General features: G+C 54.5%; 14 protein-coding genes. 5 read left to right on the plus strand and 9 right to left on the minus strand.

Annotated features, from left to right (window positions below; all coding sequences use genetic code 11):
* Positions 1-578: 578 nt before the first annotated feature.
* Positions 579-4538 (minus strand): NahK/ErcS family hybrid sensor histidine kinase/response regulator, encoded by a 3960-nt coding sequence (locus TH468_RS11530; RefSeq protein WP_085644284.1) that lies wholly within the window; start codon positions 4536-4538, stop codon positions 579-581.
* 134 nt (positions 4539-4672) lie between these two features.
* Here TH468_RS11530 and TH468_RS11535 point away from each other — a divergent pair, with 134 nt between their 5' ends.
* Entirely contained in the window at positions 4673-5065 is a 393-nt protein-coding gene (locus TH468_RS11535; RefSeq protein WP_085644286.1) for a hypothetical protein, read from the plus strand.
* A gap of 90 nt (positions 5066-5155) precedes the next feature.
* Here the strand turns inward: TH468_RS11535 and TH468_RS11540 are convergent, their stop codons facing one another.
* The 3 genes from TH468_RS11540 to TH468_RS11550 form a co-directional block, all read right to left on the minus strand.
* Positions 5156-6250, minus strand: a complete 1095-nt coding sequence (locus tag TH468_RS11540; protein WP_063096108.1) for a TRAP transporter substrate-binding protein — start codon at positions 6248-6250, stop codon at positions 5156-5158.
* Between the two features lie 251 nt (positions 6251-6501).
* Positions 6502-7596, minus strand: coding sequence for a TRAP transporter substrate-binding protein (locus tag TH468_RS11545; RefSeq protein ID WP_037989637.1), 1095 nt, complete (start codon positions 7594-7596; stop codon positions 6502-6504).
* A 141-nt stretch (positions 7597-7737) separates the two neighbouring features.
* Positions 7738-8214 carry a hypothetical protein gene (locus TH468_RS11550; protein ID WP_246832301.1) on the minus strand — a complete coding sequence of 159 codons (477 nt, stop codon included), beginning with the start codon at positions 8212-8214 and terminating at the stop codon, positions 7738-7740.
* A 288-nt stretch (positions 8215-8502) separates the two neighbouring features.
* Here TH468_RS11550 and TH468_RS11555 point away from each other — a divergent pair, with 288 nt between their 5' ends.
* Entirely contained in the window at positions 8503-9828 is a 1326-nt protein-coding gene (locus TH468_RS11555) for a globin-coupled sensor protein (RefSeq protein ID WP_085644290.1), read from the plus strand.
* Between the two features lie 10 nt (positions 9829-9838).
* Here the strand turns inward: TH468_RS11555 and TH468_RS11560 are convergent, their stop codons facing one another.
* Positions 9839-10846 (minus strand): helix-turn-helix transcriptional regulator, encoded by a 1008-nt coding sequence (locus TH468_RS11560; RefSeq protein ID WP_246832302.1) that lies wholly within the window; start codon positions 10844-10846, stop codon positions 9839-9841.
* Positions 10847-11008: 162 nt separating this feature from the next.
* Here TH468_RS11560 and TH468_RS11570 point away from each other — a divergent pair, with 162 nt between their 5' ends.
* The 3 genes from TH468_RS11570 (at position 11009) to TH468_RS11580 (ending at position 14618) form a co-directional block, all read left to right on the plus strand.
* Positions 11009-13033: a TonB-dependent siderophore receptor gene (locus TH468_RS11570; protein WP_085644297.1), complete on the plus strand. Its 2025-nt coding sequence runs from the start codon at positions 11009-11011 to the stop codon at positions 13031-13033.
* A 112-nt stretch (positions 13034-13145) separates the two neighbouring features.
* Positions 13146-14282 carry an ABC transporter substrate-binding protein gene (locus TH468_RS11575; protein WP_085644729.1) on the plus strand — a complete coding sequence of 379 codons (1137 nt, stop codon included), beginning with the start codon at positions 13146-13148 and terminating at the stop codon, positions 14280-14282.
* Positions 14283-14327: 45 nt separating this feature from the next.
* On the plus strand, positions 14328-14618 hold the full coding sequence (locus tag TH468_RS11580; protein WP_085644299.1) for a DUF2218 domain-containing protein: 291 nt from the start codon (positions 14328-14330) through the stop codon (positions 14616-14618).
* Between the two features lie 54 nt (positions 14619-14672).
* Here the strand turns inward: TH468_RS11580 and TH468_RS11585 are convergent, their stop codons facing one another.
* From TH468_RS11585 to TH468_RS11600, 4 genes are read right to left on the minus strand one after another with little or no spacing between them, the layout of a single operon-like run.
* Positions 14673-15566: an energy transducer TonB gene (locus TH468_RS11585; RefSeq protein ID WP_085644301.1), complete on the minus strand. Its 894-nt coding sequence runs from the start codon at positions 15564-15566 to the stop codon at positions 14673-14675.
* A 3-nt stretch (positions 15567-15569) separates the two neighbouring features.
* Positions 15570-15986, minus strand: coding sequence for a biopolymer transporter ExbD (locus TH468_RS11590; RefSeq protein WP_085644303.1), 417 nt, complete (start codon positions 15984-15986; stop codon positions 15570-15572).
* Positions 15983-16372 carry a biopolymer transporter ExbD gene (locus TH468_RS11595; RefSeq protein ID WP_063095394.1) on the minus strand — a complete coding sequence of 130 codons (390 nt, stop codon included), beginning with the start codon at positions 16370-16372 and terminating at the stop codon, positions 15983-15985. The genes TH468_RS11590 and TH468_RS11595 overlap by 4 nt, the downstream gene beginning before the upstream one ends.
* 26 nt (positions 16373-16398) lie before the next feature.
* Positions 16399-17280, minus strand: a complete 882-nt coding sequence (locus tag TH468_RS11600; protein WP_085644305.1) for a MotA/TolQ/ExbB proton channel family protein — start codon at positions 17278-17280, stop codon at positions 16399-16401.
* Positions 17281-17393: the final 113 nt, after the last annotated feature.

The following is a 17393-nucleotide window of genomic DNA, read 5'->3' on the forward strand; positions in this document are numbered from 1 at the left end:
CAAGCCAAACACCCGGCCCACCTGCCGATGACACAGGATGCCCGCACCAGTGACGGTCGATGAACGTAAGGCAGGCGCACTTGTCGCCGTCGGTGACTGACCTTCCCGCATTTCCGAACGCAATCATAGACCCCGTCGCCAAGCCAAGCTGGATGATCCCCGCTATTGCCTCGCCCCGGCCCCCTTCGCTCCGAACGGCCCGCCCTCACTCAAAGGGCACATTTCTCCCGTCATGATTCACACAAATTTTCCGCAAGTTTCCCTGGGCCTCACGGCCGGGACGCAATACCGCCGTAATGACTTTTCCACACGCCATTGATGCCCCTTTGGCGATGTCGCCGTCGTCCTTTCGACCTGTCAGATCGTTGCACCGTCATCGTCGTTTTCCTGTCTTTGGCCCAAAACGCAAAAACCCGCGAAAGCGAATCACGCTTTGCGGGTTTTGGGTCCGGGTGCATTTCTCCCGTTGACTTTGTCTTTATGCCATAAACAAAAGAACAAATCAAGAACAATTTTCAGGAAATTTGCAAAAAATCCGAAACCCTTGAAAAGATGTTATTTTTCAAAACCATATGCCCCTACTCCGCCGCATCCGAACTTTGCCGGGTCAATGCCCGGGTCATAAGGGCGCGCAATTTGGCCGGGCGCAGCGGCTTGTTCAGCAAGGCGAATCGCTGTGCCTTGATCAGTTCCGCCGTCTCGGTACTGCGGTCCGCCGTGATCACCACACCGGGAATATCAAGCCCGCGTTGGTCCCGCAGCCGGATCAGCACATCCAGCCCGGTTTCCCCGGAACTCAGATGATAATCAGCAAGGATGATATCTGGGACAAAGCCGATGTTATCACCGTTATCATTCAGCAGGATTTTCTCGGCCTCCGCGCCTGAGCGTGCGGTCGCCACCACGCAATTCCAGTTTTCCAGCATGGCCCGCATGCCATCCAGGATATCGGGTTCGTTATCGATGCAAAGGACGCGTAACCCGCCCAGTTCGCCTGCCATCCGGCGGCGTGGTTTGGGCATTGCGGCCTCGTCAACAATGCCAATCGGCACATCGACCGAGAAAACCGTCCCTCGCCCCGGGCGGGATCGCACCGAAACCGTATGATCCAGCGACCGGCCAAGACGATCGACAATCGCAAGGCCAAGGCCAAGCCCCTTCACATCGGTGGTTTCCGGGCCCTCAAGGCGATGGAATTCGCGGAAGATGATTTTAAGCTTGTCCTCGGGGATGCCCGGCCCGCTATCCCAGACCTCGATCCTGACCTTGTTCCCCCGCATCCGGCACCCGACCACCGCCCCGCCATGGCGGGTATAGCGCAGCGCGTTGGAGATGAAGTTTTGCAGGATGCGGCGCAGAAGCCGACTGTCGCTTTTAACCCACACATCGCGCGGATGAACCGCAAACCGAAGCCCGGCCTTTTCGGCCACCGGGGTAAATTCGGTCTTGAGCGCATTAAGCACATCCGAAACCCGGAAATCACGGATGGTGGGTTGCATGGCCCCGGCATCAAGTTTGCAGATATCCAGAAGCTCGTTAAGCAGTTCCTCAACCCCCTTCAGCGACAGATCAACCTTGTTGACCAGATCATGGATATCGTCGCGAAGCTCCTTGCCGCCCAGCGCCACGGTAAACAGCCGGGCGGCATTTAATGGCTGCAAAAGGTCATGGCTGGCCGCGGCAAAGAACCGGGTTTTGGTATCGTTCGCGGTTTCGGCCTGTTCCTTGGCAACCGAAAGTTCCGAGTTCAGCTCCTCAAGCGCGTGGGTACGTTCCGTCACGCGCGCCTCAAGCCCCTCGTTGGCGTCCTTAAGCGCGCGTTCGGCATTCCGGCGTTCGGTGATGTCGTGATAGATACAGAAATAACCAAGCACTTCGCCGGTTTCGTCAAAGTGCGGGATATATGTCCCCTCGGCATAGCGGGCTTCGCGTTCGCTGCCGTCACTTGCCCCCCAGCCTTCTTTGGGGGCGGGAAAATCGATCTCGAAGCTTTGGCGATAGCCTTCCAGTACCGCGCGGATCATCGGCTCCAGCCGGACATAGCGTTCTTCGCCCACCGCTTCGCGCACCGCCATTCCATGCGCCTCGATGCGGCGGATGCCAAACATCCGCTCATACGGGCGGTTGGTAAAACGCAGCCGCTGGTTCTTATCGGCATAGGCGATCATGACCGGGATGTTATCGGTATAGATACGAATGTTGCGCTCGCTTTCGCGCAATGCCTCCTCGGTCCGGACACGGGCCGTGATGTCGGCAATGGTCGCGACAAACCCGCCATCGGGCATCGGGTTGGTCCGCATTTCAAGCACCATGCCGTCCGCCCGCTTGCGCTCATAGGTATGGGGCAATCGTCGCATCTGCGGGGCGGCATTGCGCCCCAGAAGGATATCGATATCGACCGCACGCGCCCCGTTGTCACGGCAGATATCGACCAGTTCCGCAAGCGGCATCGTGACCTGAATATCGCTTGCGGTGATGCCCAAAAGATCGATAAAGCGATGGTTCCAGGTCGCCAGACGCAAATTCTGGTCAAACACCCCGACCCCTTGCGAAATGTTTTCCAGCGTGTTGAGCAAAAGGTCCCGGTTGAATTTGATCGCCTCGGACGCCTCATCCAGAAGCTCCATCGCATCGCGCCGCGACACCGCCTTATCGGGCAGTAGCAAAGCCATCACCACACGCGATGACGCCGCCCCGACCGCGCCCGAAAGCAGATGTTCGGTAAAATTCGCCGCATCAAAATCGGCAATATCGGATCGTTTGCAACCATCGCCGCGCTGGCTAAGGTAGGTGCGAAACGCGCGCTCTGCCCAATGTTTGCCAAGGAAGCGCGCGGCAAGGTCTTCAAGATCGCCAAGGGTCACGCGGCCGGGCCATGTGTCATTTCTGGCCTTGGTATCCTTGCGATAGATATCGACAAAAAGCTGGGCTTGACGGCGCTGGGTAACGCCTTGCACGCCAATCGCCGATCCGACAAACATCAGAACGAAATTAACCCCAAGCGACCAGACAACCCCGTGCGTCAGATGGTCCTCGATCCCCACACCCAGCAACGCCTGCGGGCGCAGAATCCCGATGCCAAGCGGCCCGTCCGTCAGGATCGACATCGGCAACAGACCGCTCTGGATAAAGCTTGGCAGAAGTAGGGTATAGGTCCAAAGCACAAAACCGGAAATCAGACCGATGCGAACCCCGGTGCGGTTGATCGATTTAAGGTAAATCGCCGCCAGAACCGCCGGGCCGAACTGCGCCACCGCGGCAAAGGACAAAAGCCCGATATCAGCAAGCGCATATTTTTCCGACAGGAACCGGTAAAAGCCATAGGCCAGAAACAGGATGGCAATGATCGCCGCGCGCCGGATTTTCAGAAGAACCTGGCTGACATCGCCTGCGAACCGCCCCTGCAATTTCTGCGACCGCAGCAAAAGCGGCATGACCAGATCGTTACACACCATCGTCGATACCGCGACACACGATACGATCACCATGCCGGTACTGGCCGAAAGCCCCCCGACAAAGGCAATCACCGCCAGCCAGTTTTCCCCACCCAGCAATGGCAGAGTCAAAACAAACGTATCGGGATTGACTGCCGGATCACCGCCAAACAGCAATATCCCGGCAATCGCAATCGGCACGACGAAAATATTGATCGCAATCAGATAGCCCGGAAAAAGCCAGCGCGCCGATTTCAAATTCCGGCTGTCGTCATTTTCAACGAATGTCACATGGAACTGACGCGGCAGACAGAAAATCGCAAACAGCGCCAACAGGGTCGAAATAAAGAAATGCGATGTCAGCCAGGCATCGGGCTTGAACATCTCGGTAATGTCAGGGTCGGCTGCGGCCCGGATGCGCATGTCGCCAAAGCCATCAAACAGCCCGTAAACCGCAAACAGCCCGACGAACAAAAGCGCCACCAGCTTGACCATGCTTTCGAACGCCACCGCAAGGATCAGCCCGTCATGATGTTCGGAAGCGTGGATATAGCGCACCCCGAACAGGATCGCGAAAACCGCCATCAGGATCGTGACGTAAAACGCGGTATCCTTGGAAAAATCGGTCGCACTGTGGCGCACGATCTGCTCGCCGACCTCGCCGATCAGAACATCAAATGATAACGACACCGCCTTAAGCTGAAGCGCGATATAGGCCAGAACCCCAATCACCGCAATGATCGCCACAAGGGCGGCCAGACTTTGGCTTTTGCCATAGCGCGAGCCAAGAAAATCAGCAATCGAGGTAATGTTCTGTTCGCGACATACGGTGGCGATCTTGGTCATCACGCCAAAACCGACAATCATCATGATGATCGGGCCGATATAGATCGGCAAAAACGCCCAGCCGCGGGTCGCCGCTGTCCCGACCGAGCCAAAGAACGTCCAGCTCGTGCAATAGACCGCCATCGACAGCGCATAGATGCTGGGCTTCAGCCGCGACGCCCGCCATTTTTCGGCATATTTGTCGCCATAATGCGCAATCGCAAACAGAAGCCCGATATAGGCCATGGCAACAATGAAAATAAGTCCGCCCTGAAGCATCCGGCTTATGGCTCCGCGTATCGATCATGCCGCCAAAACAGTTGGTTGGCGTTTGGACTATACCACGACGCGCTTATGGACTAAAACGGCGCAAATCCAAACCCGACCAAAGACCAAGAACGATCAGGATTGTCATGTCTTCCGATTACGGCTTTTACGCAGGAATCCTGCGCTTTGTGGCAAAGAAAACCGAAAGCGACGACCGCGAGATAAAGGTCATGATGGGCCATCTTTCCGGCATCGCCGCCGCCATCGAACAGTCCGGGCGCTTTGTTGTTGAACGTGCCAATTGCGAAAGTGCCGCCCGTGCCTTCGCCGGGGTAGCCAAATTCCTTCAGGAACGCATCCTGTCCGAGGCGCTGGCCGCCGGCAATGAAGGTGCGGTAAATCAGCTCAAATGGGCGATTGAAACCTCGCTCGCACTGGGCTCGGAACTGGTCAAACGCATCGCACTTGAAGAATATGAAGGGCAGGACAAATTCACCTTCGACCTACCCCTGCCCCCCGGCGCGCCGACCATGCATTGAAAAGGCTGCCGGACCGGACACCATTCACATGAAAAAGCGGCGCCCGAAGGTGCCGCTTTTTCCTTATCCGGTCATATTGGCCGAAAGTTCTCAGGCGTCGGCCCAGACATTGGCACGTTGCAGAAGCCCGGTGGCTTCGAACTCTTTGCCATACGGCGCGGCCTTTTTCACGAAATCCATGTAGGACGCATAGATACGGCCGTTCAGTTCGTTCTGATCGGCGATTTCCTTGACCGCTGCCTTGACCTCGGTGGCAAGGGCTGCAATCACATCGTCGCTGAAATGACGGATTTCCGCACCCTTGGCCAAGACGGCCTGATAGGATTGAATGTTGTGGAAGGTGAAATCAGCCAGCGTCTGTTCAAGATTGGCCTGTGCGGCGACGGCAAAGATTTCCTGAAGGTCTTCGGGCAATTCCGCGAATTTGTCCTTGTTGACAAACACTTCAATCCCTGTGCCCGGCTCGGCGAATGCCGGAGTGTAATAATATTTGCCAACCTGGGTCAGACCAAACGCATAATCGTTCCATGGGCCAACCCATTCGGCGGCATCAATTGCACCCGACTGCATGGCCGGCAGGATTTCGGCTGCGGGCAACATCGTCACATTGGCGCCCAGACGGCGCATCGCTTCGCCACCGATCCCGGCATAGCGCATCTTGATGCCCTTGATGTCGTCAACGGTGTTGATTTCCTTGTTGAACCAGCCACCGGCCTGCAAACCGGTATTCCCGGCCGCGAACGGCTTGACGTTGAACTGGGCATAAAGCTCGTCCCAAAGTTCCTGCCCGCCGCCAAAACGCAGCCAGCCCGACAGTTCCCAGCCCATCAGACCGAATGGAATGGTCGAGAAGAAGTTTACACCCGCATCCTTGCCTGCCCAGTAATAAGGGGTGCCATGCGCCAGTTCGGCCACACCCTGCTCGACCGCATCCATGCATTCGAATGCCGGAACAAGTTCGCCTGCGCCGTAAACGGTAATTTTAAGACGGCCGCCCGACATTTTGGTCACGCGCTCGGCGAATTTTTCACCATTGGCACCAAGGCCCGGCGTACCTTTCGGCCATGGCATGACCATGCGCCAGTGGATCTGTTCATCGGCTTTGGCAATTGAAGGTGCGGCACTGCTGGCGACAAAGGCACCGGCGGCCATGCTGGCACCCGTCAGGAACTGACGACGTTTCATTGTGGGGCTCCCAAATTCATATTGGCAATTTTTTGCGCAAATCTGCTTCTAAAATAGCATTCGTAACTTTGCAAGGGATTGAAGTTGCGGCTTTTGCTGTCTTTGACACGTCATATTCAAAGTTTCCAACATCCCGTAACGTCGATGACATCGCGCAAAGTTTGCTTGAACTTTGCCAGAAAACAAAAAAACGGGGCCGCCCGAAAGCAGCCCCAAATTTCCAGCATGTCGCTTTCCGGATTTCGCGGGGCTCAGTATCCCCACACTTTCGCACGATGCAAAAGTCCGGTTGCTTCGAACTCCTTGCCATAGCGCGCCGCCTTCTTGACCAGAGCAAGATAGCTATCCGCGATCCTGCCGCTCAGGTCGTTCTTAGCAGCAATTTCCTGGACCGCAGCATTCGACTGTTCAGCCAGCGCCAGAATGACATCATCCGAGAACTGGCGCACTTCAACACCCTTGTCGATCAGCGGCTGGTAGGATTGCAGGTTGTTGAAGGTAAAATCAGCCAGTGTATTTTCGGCAATCGCCTGAGCTGCATAACGAATGATCGCCTGCATATCCTTGCCAAGCGCGTCGAACTTTTCCTTGGAAATAAAGATTTCAAGGCCCGGTCCGGGCTCATGGAATGCCGGGGTATAATAGAATTTGGCAACCTGATAGAGACCAAATGCAAGGTCATTCCAAGGACCAACCCATTCGGCGGCGTCAATCGCACCGGACTGCATCGCAGGCAGGATTTCGCCCGGCGGCAACATGGTGATGTTGGCACCAAGGCGACGCATGGCTTCGCCACCAAGACCGGCATAACGGGCTTTCAGGCCCTTAAGGTCCTCAACCGAATTGATTTCCTTGTTGAACCAGCCACCAGCCTGCATGCCCGAGTTACCGGCATAAAACGGCACAACGTTAAATTCGGCATAGGCTTCTTCCCAAAGCTCCTGCCCGCCGCCGAAGCGAAGCCAGGCGGAAAGCTCCCACGCGGTCAAACCAAACGGAATGGTCGAAAAGAAGTTCAGCGCCGGGTTCTTGCCCTGCCAGTAATAAGGGGTGCCGTGCGCCATTTCGACCACGCCCTGCTCGACCGCATCCATGCATTCGAACGGCGGGACGATTTCACCAGCGCCAAAAACCGAAATATTCAGGCGGCCATTGGACATTTCCTTGACCATGGCAGCGAACTTTTCGGCATTGGTGCCAAGGCCCGGCGTTCCTTTGGGCCACGGCATGACCATCCGCCAATTCAGGCTTTCCTGCGCGGATACGATGGCCGGTGCGGCAACCGTAGCCGCAACCGCGGCACCGGCACCAATACCGGCCCCTTTAAGGAACTGACGACGTTTCATTGTAACCCCCTAAACTCTTTTACTTTGGTGATTTTTTGCGCAATCACCATCATGCGTTAGGGGATTTTGGCGAAAAGATCGCGCATATGCCACAATTTTTGCGCATAACGATGCGGATTTTTTCGCCGACACTACCGCAGCTTAGCTATTGCCAACATATCGATTGTAATTGGCAACGAATTCATCCGTTTCGCCCTTGCCCCCGGCGGTATTGTAATATTGCTTCCAATAGGCTGCGAGCCCCGCGATATCGTTGGCATCGGGCAACGGGGCACTGACCCGCATATATCGCACCCGGCACATTGCAGCCGCATAGGCATTATTGGTTGCAAGCTGGGTGGCCTTGTCAGGCTGCGGCGCAAGATAGGCATCAATCTTGGCTTTCAGATTCGCGCGGTAATCCAGAAAATTGACATAGCAATCATTCAGAGTTGCCGGTTCCATCTGAAAAATACCGCGGGCCGGACCGCCGCCAAGCTGTTCAACATAGGTCCCTAATCCGCTTTCCTGGGCAGCGGTCCCCATAAGCAGGTTTTCAGCAGCCTGTGACCACAAAGCAAGATTTTGCAAAACCGGTCGAATGATGGTGAGCCGCAATTGGCTAGTATTGATGGGCATGATGTTTCCTTTGCGTTCATCAAAACTGAATTGATCAGCCTGACGACGCACGAGAACCACATTCGTGATCCCGGTCACATCCAACTCTTCCTATACTTGTATAGCTTTCTGTTATCCGTTTGCTAAAAGAAACAAGTACCTGACGGAAAACGGTATCTTTTGACACAACCCCAACAGAAGACAGATATTCCCACCCTTATGGATAGTTAACATCATAATATTTTTAACCAACCTAAGGTAATGCCCCGCCAACCAATTGTTTATGACAGATATCGACGAGGGACCCGCATGCATCAGGAAATTAAACGCCGTCTTGAATTCATTGACTTCAATGAAAAGAAGGCAGCCAACCTCAAAAAGGCGTGGCCGATAATTGACAAACACCTGGCACCGATACTGGACGAATTTTATCAGAAGGTGATGGCGCGTGGCGATCTGGCCAAAATTATTGGCGATCCATCGAACATTGAACGACTGAAAAATGCGCAGCGAAAACACTGGGCAAAGTTATTTGATGGCACTTTTGACCAGTCATATTACGACGATGTCCGCCGGATCGGTAAAGCTCACGAAATCATCGGCCTAACCCCGGAAGCCTATGTTTCTGCCTACAACTTTATCATGGCCAAGCTTTGCGATATTCTTTTTGCACATTTCCGCAAAGACGCATCAGTTTCGCAGATTGTAACCGCCTCGACCAATGCCATTCTGATCGATATGGAAATGGCGATTACGGTCTATTATGAAGAAACCCAGAAAACATACAGCAACCGACTGGCGAAAATGTCGGGCGAGTTCGAAGCAACCGTATCAAAGGTTGTCGAGGCATTGTCCAGTTCGGCAGAAGACATGTCCAGTGCTTCAGAAACCTTGATCAGCAGCATGGGCCAAACCACCGAACAGGTGGAAAGTGCAAAATCAGCAGCCGAGATTTCGGCGGAAAACGCATCAACGGTGGCAGGATCCGCCGAGGAGCTCGATAGTTCTATCCGCGAAATTTCAAGCCAGATTTCACGCGCTTCGAGTGTCTCGAACGAAGTTGAAAGTTCCGTACAGTCCACATCGGATGTCATTGCATCGCTGAATGTCTCCGCCGAAGAAATCGGCACAGTCGTCGACCTGATCGACAAGATCGCCAACCAAACCAACCTTCTGGCACTGAACGCGACCATCGAAGCCGCCCGTGCGGGTGATGCAGGCAAGGGCTTTGCGGTTGTCGCAAGCGAGGTCAAAAACCTTGCCAATCAGACAGCCAAGGCCACCGGCGACATCACAGCCCAGATCAACAATGTGCAGCAAAACACAGCTGCAGCAGTGACAGCCATCCGTGAGGTCGCCGGTCAGATCAGCTCGATCGTTGATTCGATCACCGCCATTTCGGCCGCCGTTGAACAACAAGCCGCCGCCACCACGGAAATCAGCACCAATATCACGTCGGTTTCATCAGCCAACAGCAACGTAAACAGCAGCCTGGAATCGGTAAGCGGCACGGCACACCGGACAGGTACGGTTGCCGAAGAGGTTTACAAGGTCTCACAGGTCTTAAAACAGCATTCACGCCAGCTTAAGACGGATGTGAATGCCTTTGTCTCGCGCCTGACCGAACCCAATTGATCCTCCGCCCTTAACGCCCCCGCGCGTCAGAGGGCGAAATGCCAAAAACCCGCTTGAACGCGGTTGCAAAATTAGCCGGACTTGAATAACCAGCCATCCAGGCGGCCTGACCAATCGTCAGGCCGTCTTTTTCCATAGCATCACGCGCGGCAATCAGGCGACTTTCGCGGATGAAATCCTTGACCGTCGTGCCATAGGCATTTTTGAAAATACGTTGCAGGCTGGCTATGCTCATCCCGCACTTTTCCGCCAGGCCGGACAATGTCAGGTCATCAAAAATATGTTCCAGCACATAGTTGCGAATTTCCTGCGCCTTCCGATGCTGATCAATCGCATCCGGCTCGACACTTGCCTCGCCCATGTCAGAACCAAGTGATCCAAGCGCCTCGGCGAAAATTTCCAACCCGCGGCTTTCGGCATAAAGATCACGGAATAGCGGATCATCCGTCGGCGGATACAGCAACTGGTCCGCAAGGGCGATGGCACGACGTGACGGTTGCCATCTCCGAACCGAGATCCCGGCATGAATGAAATCATCAATTGCGGCATGCCGACTATCATTGCGGCCAATTCGACTGGCAACCCAATCGAATTTCGCGGAAATCATCACTTTGCTAACATCGTCACCCTGTTTAAGTTGCCGATGCAACATAACCGGTTGCGATAGGGACCAAATAAACCCCACTGGTTGATCCCGTGCATCCAGATCAAACGGAACATCATCGAATGCCCCGCAAACGCGCCCTCGCAACACAATCGCAGCCGTGACGGCAGCTTTGACGGGAAATTTCACGTCCGCATCTTGCATGCTAACAGTATCGGTCGTGTGGATATTCAAAAATGACTGAAGGTTGTCGTTTGACAGTCGGCCGCTCATCACCGGACGACGTCGAATACCCTCGGATGCATTGCGCGGTAGCGATGTTCCGAAATCTTCAAGCTGCTGACCGGTGATGGTTTCCCGCCGCGTCACATTACGCCGTAAACGTTGCGGCGCATGCTGCCGATCAAACGCCATATGGGTGCCCTTCCAAGCCTGAATATCCCGTCAAAAGCAATATCTGCGTTTTCGCAAACATCATTGGCGATCTCGCAAACGGTATTCCGATTGCCCGAACCATCACGATAATAATATTCAAAATCATTCGCAATTGGCAATTTATTTGATAAGGAAATCAGCATGTCGCAGCCATCAAGACCGGTCTTGCCCGAAAAATACCGCCAACCGTTTTATGGCCTGTGCCGCGCAACCCTGCTTGCCGGTGTCGCCCTAACAGTACTTCCGGTAGCAGCCGTCGCACAAGAAACCAAAGCCAAAGACGAAACCGTTCTGGCACCAATCGAAGTCACAGCAAGCCAGAATAGCGCCCCAACTACGGCCGGGAGTGTAACGGTTACGCAGGATGATCTTGATCGCATCAATCCGCAAACCATCAAGGATGTGTTTGCGAACGAACCATCGGTTCAGGTTGGCGGCCCGACCGCCATCGCGCAAAAGGTTTATGTGCAGGGCATCGAAAACACCAAGCTGAACGTTCAGGTAGACGGCACCCGGCAGGTCGATTCCACCTATCATCATATAGGCACCGCGATCATTGATCCGGGAATGCTGAAATCGGTAAAGGTTGAGTCCGGGATCGCCCCCGCCGATGCTGGACCAAATGCATTGGGCGGTTCAATGGCCTACGAAACCAAGGATGCCCGCGATATTCTTGCCCCGAATGATCCGTTCGGCGGCTTTGCCAAAATCCAGTATAACAGCAATACCAAAGGCCTCACCGAATGGCTGACCTTGGCCGGTCAGCACGACGGCTTCGAAGCTCTTGCCTATATCCAGAACAGCAATCAGGGCAATTACAAGGACGGCGATGACAACGAAGTTGCTGGCACGGCAGATGGCAGCGAAAACGGACTTGGCAAAATAGCCTTCACCGGCACCGAAGGTTCACGGATTGAAGCATTTGCAAGCCATTTTGAAGACGAAGGTGTGCGCCCTGCCCGGCCAAACTTTGGAACCCTTACCAGCGGTGCCTCGCCGCAGTGGATTTCATACAAAGATACCTCGCTTGGCATCAGTTATGTCGATGAACAGCCAACCGATCTTCTGGCACCGGAACTGAGCCTCAATTACAGCAAAACGCATCTTGATGTTCCCAAACTGAACGGCAACACACACCTTGAAGCAGAAATTGAAACCCTGAACGGTAAGGCTGCCAATACTTTTGACGTTGGAATGGGCGGGATAACAACTGGCGTCGATTTCTATCATGATGAAGCAACCGGCGGCGGCGACACGGCCCGCCCGGCTGGACGTGCCGGGCGATTTACCGAAGAAACAACCAATATCGGCGTCTTTTCGCAGGCACGCCTTTCGCTGACCGATCGCTGGCGCGTCTCGTTCGGCGGGCGCGGCGATCAACAGTGGTTCGAAGGTATTGACGGAACCGATTTCAGCGAATTCGGACTTAGCGGTAACGCCAATACCGAATATGACCTGACCGATGACCTGATGATCTATGGCGGATTGGGTACAAGCTTTGGTGGACTTCCGCTGGGTGAGTCTGCGATCTACAACTATACCGGCATCTGGACCTATGACGGTTTCAAACCGTCCCGGTCGCATAACTACAAGGCGGGCGCACGCTATCAGTTGGCGGAATGGGATTTCGATGGAAACCTGTTCTACAACAAGATCAACGGTTCCCATTCGCTTGAATATACAACACGAAATACGACCAGCGATCTTGCAACACGTGGGATCAATCTGTCCGCCACCTGGACATACGGGCCCGGCTTTGTCCGCGCTGCCTATACCCATACCGATGTAGAAAGAAATGGCAAAGTCCCGCTGAGCAACGATGCGTCCTATCAAGGCGTCATCGTCGGTGACATTGCAAACTTTGAAGTCGCCCACCGGTTTGATGCCCTTGGCATTCAGGTCGGCTCGACATCTGAACTGGCCCTGTCTGACGACGATCCCGAAAAGAACGGCAATGCCAAGCTCGACACTTACTTTGTTGCCAACCTGTATGGTGAATGGACGCCAGAGGCATTGTCGAATGCGGTAACCCTACGCGTCGATGCGCTGAATATTTTTGATCGTGACTATGTCGCCCGGACCACGCCGGGCTACGACAGCAGTGCAATTGAACCCTATCACGAGCCGGGGCGCACCTTCCTTGTTTCAGCAAAGGTGGCGTTCTGATCAGACCATCTTCCAACAGATCATCTATCAGCGATGGGGGGCATGCCGTGCCACCCATTTCGGCGTTTCTGACTTTTCTGCAATTTTTGCCTATTTCAACAGGACTTTCCCAATGACATTCAAACGCGTTTTAACGCTGGCCGCCGTCGCCTCAATGATCACCTGTCAGGCTCATGCTGGCGAAACCATTACCCTGACCGATGTTTCCGGTCGCGAAGTCACGGTCGAAGTACCGGTCAAGCATATGATCCTTGGCGAAGGGCGTTTTTTGCCAAGTCTTGGCATCCTTGATCCTGAAAATACGGTCCGTTGGGTCGCCGGTATGATGGGGGAATTCAAAAAACTTGATCCTGCAACCTTTGCACAATACCAGGCAAAATTCCCTGAGATTGACGACATCCCGCTGGTCGGCCGCAGTGGCGAGGCAACATTCAGCGTCGAAAAGGCGATTACAGTTGAACCCGATGTCGCAATTTTCGGCATTGATGGCGGTCATGGTCCGGGATCAGACAGCCATGAAGTCCTGAGGCAATTTGGCGCAGCTCACATTCCGGTTGTCATGATCGATTTTCGCAGTGCCCCATTTGGAAACACCCCAAAAAGCATTCGTATCCTTGGCAAATTGATGGGCAAGGAAGATCAGGCAGAGGCTTTCGTCAAATTCTATGAAGACAATCTGGCGAAGGTCAGAACAGGTCTAAAGGGTTTAACGGATAAACCCAAAGTCTTCCTCGAAAGCCGGGTTGGCCTGCATGGCAACTGCTGCGAGGCGATGGGCAACCAAATGATCGGAAGGTTTGTGGAGCTTGCCGGTGGCGACAATATCCTTGCAGACCGGATTCCGGGCGTCATCAGCCAGATTTCAGTTGAACAACTGCTCGTCGATCAGCCCGATATTTATGTCGCAACTGCAATTGGCGGGGCAACAATGACTGCCGAACAGAATGTCGGCCGCATCATACTTGGAGCCTACGCCGATGCCGAAACATCACGCGCGTCTTTGGCCAAAAGCATGGAACGCACCGGCTTGCCCGAACTCGACGCCATTAAAAACGGCAAAGTCTATTCCGCGTGGCACCACTTCTATAACACGCCCATGAATGTGACACTGTTACAAGCCATGGCGAAATGGTTCCATCCCGATCAGTTTGCCGATCTTGATCCAGACGCAACCCTTGCCGAATTCTTTGACCGGTTCCAGCCGGTAGCACTGAATGGTGTTTACTGGATCGGCCTTGGTCGGCCATGACCGGCCCGAACATCCCCCAAGAAACCATCAGAGATCGATAAATCAATGTTCAAAACCACAGGATCGGTTCAGACCGAGCAGTCCAGTAAATACATGCAACAACTCTGCAAGCACTTTGCCCACAAGGTAGAAGTCGATTTCACGCCCCACGAGGCCCATGTGAGCTTTCCGATGGGCCCATGCATCATTCTGGCCGATGACGTTACCCTGCGCTTTCAGGGACAGTCTGAGAAAGCCGAGGGGATTGAAGCCATGAAGGACGTTATTGTCTCGCATCTCGATAAATTCGCATGGCGCGAGCAGATCGAATATGTCTGGGAAGACAGTTCGGATTAAACCTGCCCGCCCCGTAAAACAAAGAAGCCAGCCTTTCGGAGCTGGCTTCTTTGTTTAGCGCAAGTCGTAGATCACAGGGATCGTCAGGGTCATTTCTGTGCGCGCCATATCTTCGGGGAATGGTGGGAAACGTTTAACCCGCTCGATCATATCCTGCGTCGCACGATCAAGAATAGACGAACCACTCGGACTGGTCATTTCAAAGAATGAAACAGTGCCGTCACGCTGGATGACCAGCCGGACCATGTTCTGTCCTTCTATACCGCGGCGTTTGGCACGATCTGGATATTCGCGATAACGCATCAACATCTGAACCACAGCTGCTTGATAGTCGGTAAAGGCCGCGCTGCTCATTGCCGCACCTCCGCCACTTCCCGATGCGGAACTTGCGGCCTGGCTTTGGGTTGCTTCGCCGACCGTGCCTTCTGATTTTACTGAATCGACGGGGCCGCCGGATGGTTGCACGACCGGTTTGACTTCAGCCTTTTCAACAGGTTTGGGGGCCTTTGCCCGTTCCGGTGTCGCTTTGGGGGGCTCCGGCTTTCTGCGGACCGGCATGACATCGGCCAAAAGCGGACTGATTTCCGGTTCCGGTTCAACCACTTCCTCGACCACCGGCTCAGGAACAGGTTCCGGCTCAACGATCGGTTCGGGATCGGGTTCAGGCACGGTTTCAACAACCGGCTCGGGGACCGGTTCTGGTTGGGGTTCGACTTCGTTGACGGGTTTTTCACCCTGCTTACTGTCTTCGGAATCAGCACTTTCTTCGGGTGTCTCGGCCTCGCCCTGGGTCGCCTGACCACTGCCCAGCGATATGCTGATACTTTGAACGGCCCCTGCCCCGCCCCAACCGGCAGGTTGCGGTTCAGGCATGGCTAGAACGATCCCACCGGCAAGAACAATACCGGTCAACCCGGTCGCAATCAGGAAATCAATGCGTTTCGACATATTCTATCCGTCTTGGTCCTGATCTGCTTGCATCGCGGTCATCAGTTGCACCTTTTCGACGCCCAGTTCCTGCAACCGCTTCAAAAGGGCAACAACGCTGGCACCTTCTGTGGTGCGGTCAGCACGAATTTCGACTGGACGATCGGCATAATCAGCCGGTAGCAACCCCGCAAGATCCGCAAGGTCTCCCTGCCGATTTTCAATCCCGACTTCGGCATTTTTGCCAAACCAAAGGACAATCGTGTCTTCTGGCTGGCCTTCGGCCGTGCTGCTTGCGGGCGGATCCACGTCAAATGGCCCCAGCTTTTGCAGACTTCCGGCTATCATGAAGAAAATCAGCAGAAGAAAGACGATGTTGATCAATGGCAACATCGGTTCCTGGGCCGGGCTGTCATCGGTGATCTGGATGCGGCGCTTCATTCGATCAGATCCACATCCGTCACACCGCCACGTCCCAGCGCATCCATCACAACAATAAGATGCTGCAAATCGGCACCATTGACGGGCCGCAGATGAACACTGGCCCCGGCATGGTTACGCAAAATTGTCACGGCAAGATTGGAAACAGCCACGGCTTCACCATTCAGCGACAAACCACCATTGGCATCAACATTGACCGTTACCGGGCGAATATCGCTGCTGGCCCGTGCCTGACCGTCCGTAACAGTCACCGACATTTCAAACCCCTTCCAGTCAAGAAAACTGGAAGCCAGCATGAAAAAGATCAGTAGGATGAAGACAACATCAATCAGCGGCGTCAGGCCGATCATCGGCGAAGCACCGCGACTTCGATCGCGCAATTGCATAAGGCGTATTCCGACCTTGTTCGGGCTTATTCCGCAGCCTGGCGCAGTTCAGCGACATTTGACGCGCGAAGCGCACCCTTCCGAGCCAACTCACCACGATTGATCACCATGGTGCAGACATCTTCCATCACGGCCGCAGCACGCGCGATAACGCCCTGCATCCACATATGGAACGCGGTTGCCGGGATCGCGACGACAAGGCCGATCGCCGTCGTCAAAAGTGCTAGCCAGATACCGCCTGAAAGGACAGAAGGATCAATACGACTTCCGGCACCTTCCATCTTCTGGAAAGCTTCAATCATGCCCATAACGGTTCCAAGCAGCCCCAAAAGAGGGCTCAAGACCGCAATTGCCGACATAATCCGCAACCCGCTGTTCAGGCCATCGATTTCCTTGCGTGCATGGGAAGCAATGATATCCGACGCCGCTTCACGGTTTTCCGGGTTGGCAACGGACAAGGTCATGCCAAACAGACCGATGCGAGCAGCCGGATGACGGCGGCGCGACAGAATCTGCGCGACCTGCTTATCATCACCATTGGAAAGATGACGTTCGACATCCTTGGCAAAACCATCCGCGAAAATTCCACGCCGGATAAAGCCGACCAGCTTGTAGAAGAATATCAGCATCCCGACCAATGCGAGCGCGGCCAGAACCCAGCCGACAACACCGGCACGATCCACAAGATCAAAAACCGGCAAGCCACTGATAGCATCCGGAACGATTGTGCTTTCGGTGATGGCAGCTGCGTCATCCGCCATCGGCAAGCCGGTTTGCGGATCAAGGGTTATGGCCCCACCTTCTGTTTGCGTGATCGCACCATTGGCGGCATCCGTGGTTACACCTTCAAGGCCAAGCGGAGTCTGCGCATCTGGCGATGCGGACATCGGATTTACGGGTTCAGGCATGTAACTCTTCCGATCCAAAATTCGATCAGCACCGGACGTCCTGCTCCGGTGCATTTGAAACTGATTTGCATTACTTACAAGAAATCACATTGCGATGCAATCGCAACAGCGAA

Origin of the sequence: Thalassospira sp. MCCC 1A03138 (assembly GCF_002115785.1) — a bacterium.
Classification (GTDB): domain Bacteria; phylum Pseudomonadota; class Alphaproteobacteria; order Rhodospirillales; family Thalassospiraceae; genus Thalassospira.